Genomic DNA, 1919 nt, shown 5'->3' on the forward strand with positions numbered 1-1919 from the left:
GCGCACCATCCTGCTGATCCAGCTGCTGCTGATCGTGGCGCCGATGCCGGTGGCGCTCGTCACCGGCATCCGCATCGTGCCGCTCTGGGCGATGCCGGCCTACACGCTGCTGCCGGTCGTGCTGCTGGCCTCGCCGCTGATCGCGGTCGGTCGCGAGGCGGTGCGGCGCGGGCTGATCGTTGCCTCCGCGGTGTCGCTCGGTTCGCTGGCGCTGTCGCCGGTGGTGGCGCTGGTGATCCACCTCAGCGATCCGCCGGGACCGTTCGAATACGCCTCGCTGCTCGCCGACCACGTCGACCGCGAATGGCGCCGGCACAGCGACGAGCCGGTTCCCTTGGTGGCCGGCGAAACCGTGCTGGCCGAGAATACCGCTTTCTACCTGCGCACCGACACGCTGGGCTTCGAAACCGCCGATCTCGCCGCGCTGAAGCAGCGGGCCGGGGCGCGCGGCGCCGTGCTGGTGTGCCCCGCCGAGGACAAGGGCTGTATCGCCACCGCCGAGCAGATCATCGCCGGCCAGCCGCAGATCCTGCGCGGCAAGGTGTGGCTCAGCCGGCCGCTGTTCGGACAGCCGGGCGGGCGGGTCAGCGACGTGTTCTTCCTGGTGCTGCCTTCGGGGGCGAGCGCAAAATAGCGGGGAGTTGCCGCCGGTGCGGCGGCCCGGCCGGCCGGCGTGGCGGCGGCGCTATTCTTCTTCGCCGAACTTCGAGCCCATCAGCCCGGTGATCGCATCCAGCGCCCGGCGCGCTTCGGGACCGCTGGCCGAGACGGTCACGGTGGTGCCGATGCCCGCCGCCAGCATCATCAGGCCCATGATCGAGGTACCGCCGACGGTCTCACCGTTGCGGGTGACCCAGACCTCGGCGTTGAAGCGCTCGGCCATCTGCACGAACTTGGCCGAGGCCCGCGCATGCAGGCCGCGCTTGTTGATGACCGGGATCTCACGGGAAATCTTATCGCCGGAAGCGCCGGAGGCTTGGTCCGGTCCGGAACCGGGCTGAGGCGCGTCGATCGTCATTTACCGGCCAATACCCGACTGGCGATGGTGACATATTTGCGCCCGGCCTCCTGGGCCAGCGCAATCGCCTCCGGCAGCGAGCGTTCCTCGCGGACTTTGGCGAGCTTCACCAGCATGGGCAAATTAATGCCGGCAAGCACTTCGACTTTCGGCCGGCTCATGCAGGAAATCGCCAGGTTGGACGGCGTGCCCCCGAACATGTCGGTCAGGATCGCGACGCCCTCGCCGCTGTCGACGCGGTTGACCGCCTCGATGATGTCGCTGCGGCACAGATCGGCGTCGTCCTCGGCGCCAATCGTGACGGCTTCGATTTGTTGCTGTGGCCCCATCACGTGTTCCAGCGCTGCCTTGAACTCGTCGGCAAGGCGCCCGTGGGTCACAAGTACCAGACCAATCATCGGAAACTCCTCGCGGGTGCTTGTGGTGCACCGCGCGAACCGGTCACTTTGACCATCCAGAGCCCCTATGCAAGGGGGTCTTCGCGATTCTCCGTCGAAGGCAAGGCGCTGAGGAGCTGCGGCGGGGCCGTTCAGTGACGATTGTGTGGCTGATATAGTTACCAAATCGCTGCGAACAAACCTCCAATCAAGCGTCCTCCTCCGCGGCGTCGGTTGTTGTCAGCGCCGCCACTACCAAGGGTAGCGGATCGTAGCCCGCACCGACCGGAACCCGCGGCAATTGGACGCCGCCGATTTCGGTCCGCAACGAGGCCGCCTCCGGCATGCGCGACGCATCCGCAGCGTCCAGATCGACCACCAGACCGGCGGCGGCGCAAGCGGCCGAAGCCGTCCGCCGCAGGCCGAGACCGCGGATTTCAATCATGCCGGCAAGCTCTGGCACCTGCCGAACCGTCACCCGTCCCTGGTCCGGTTCCATGAAGACACGGTCGTCGCCAATAAGT

General features: G+C 67.4%; 3 protein-coding genes and 1 pseudogene. 1 reads left to right on the plus strand and 3 read right to left on the minus strand.

What is annotated here, in order from left to right:
- A pseudogene (locus tag DYI24_RS25735) lies at positions 1-634 on the plus strand (glycosyltransferase family 39 protein); the annotation flags it as partial.
- A 51-nt stretch (positions 635-685) separates the two neighbouring features.
- On the opposite strand, the gene DYI24_RS25740 reads toward DYI24_RS25735, so the two are convergent.
- The 3 genes from DYI24_RS25740 to DYI24_RS25750 form a co-directional block, all read right to left on the minus strand.
- Positions 686-1018 carry an HPr family phosphocarrier protein gene (locus tag DYI24_RS25740; RefSeq protein ID WP_164574325.1) on the minus strand — a complete coding sequence of 111 codons (333 nt, stop codon included), beginning with the start codon at positions 1016-1018 and terminating at the stop codon, positions 686-688.
- The gene (locus DYI24_RS25745) at positions 1015-1416 is read right to left on the minus strand and encodes a PTS sugar transporter subunit IIA (RefSeq protein ID WP_011155923.1); all 402 of its coding nucleotides are present in this window, start codon (positions 1414-1416) and stop codon (positions 1015-1017) included. The genes DYI24_RS25740 and DYI24_RS25745 overlap by 4 nt, the downstream gene beginning before the upstream one ends.
- 187 nt (positions 1417-1603) lie before the next feature.
- On the minus strand, positions 1604-1919 hold a 316-nt coding region (locus DYI24_RS25750), incomplete at its 5' end, for a phosphoenolpyruvate carboxykinase (ATP) (protein ID WP_164574326.1).

It is taken from the genome of Rhodopseudomonas sp. BR0C11 (assembly GCF_010820945.1).
GTDB classification, from domain to species: domain Bacteria; phylum Pseudomonadota; class Alphaproteobacteria; order Rhizobiales; family Xanthobacteraceae; genus Rhodopseudomonas; species Rhodopseudomonas palustris_H.

Coding starts and splice junctions, on each gene's coding strand:
- DYI24_RS25740 (WP_164574325.1), bottom strand. CDS start 1,018: ATGACGATCGACGCGCCTCAGCCCGGTTCCGGACCGGACCAAGCCTCC.
- DYI24_RS25745 (WP_011155923.1), bottom strand. CDS start 1,416: ATGATTGGTCTGGTACTTGTGACCCACGGGCGCCTTGCCGACGAGTTC.